The organism is Aquamicrobium soli (assembly GCF_042646345.1).
In the GTDB taxonomy this organism is placed as follows: domain Bacteria; phylum Pseudomonadota; class Alphaproteobacteria; order Rhizobiales; family Rhizobiaceae; genus Mesorhizobium; species Mesorhizobium soli_A.
The window spans coordinates 1-610 of record NZ_JBHRTK010000040.1 but is presented as its reverse complement, the minus strand read 5'-3'; the positions used below and the strand labels follow the sequence as shown (position 1 = coordinate 610).

General features: G+C 66.6%; 1 protein-coding gene and 1 pseudogene. Both read left to right on the top strand.

Features of this window, described 5'->3' with window-relative positions; translation table 11 throughout:
* Window positions 1-399, top strand: a pseudogene (locus ACFOHJ_RS24820) (hypothetical protein); the annotation flags it as partial.
* On the top strand, window positions 399-610 hold a 212-nt coding region (locus ACFOHJ_RS24815), incomplete at its 3' end, for a hypothetical protein (protein WP_378225832.1). The pseudogene ACFOHJ_RS24820 and the gene ACFOHJ_RS24815, both read left to right, overlap by 1 nt.

The following is a 610-nucleotide window of genomic DNA, read 5'->3' as shown; positions in this document are numbered from 1 at the left end:
TGGGCCTCAATCCCGAAGCCCGGCGGCAAGGGCCACTACGCCGGACAGGGCACGGGCGTGTCCGTGTCTCAGGTCAAGGCAGCGCTAGCCGAGGTCGGCCGCCGGCACATGCAGGGCCAGCCCAAGCAGACGATCGAGGTCAAGGTGCCGGTCGAGGTTGAGAAGCCGGTGGTGCCCGTCGAAGTCGAGAAGGCGGTCACCAAACAGACCAACGGCTGGGGCTGGTCGGGTCTGGGCCTTGGCGGCGCCGGGGCTCTCGTTACTGCTATCGGTGGCTGGCCGTGGCAGACCATCGCCATCTTCGCCGGGATCGGTGCTGCCGGCGGTATCGTCGCCCTCGTCGTCGGGCCTTGGATCGTCCGGCGCGTCAAGGCGATCCGGGCCGAGGTCACGGCGTGATGTTCGGCCTCCTGGACTGGCTCAAGATCGGGGCAGGGGCTGCGCTGGGCGCGCTTGTCGCCTCTGGCCCTGCCTATCTCTACGGCGCTCATGTCGGCCGCCAGCAAGCCGCTGTGGCCCGCCTTGAGGCTGACGTCGACGCTTATGTCAAACGCGAAGGAATAGACCATGAAGTGGATGGCATGGATCGTTATCGCATCTGCCTTGATCT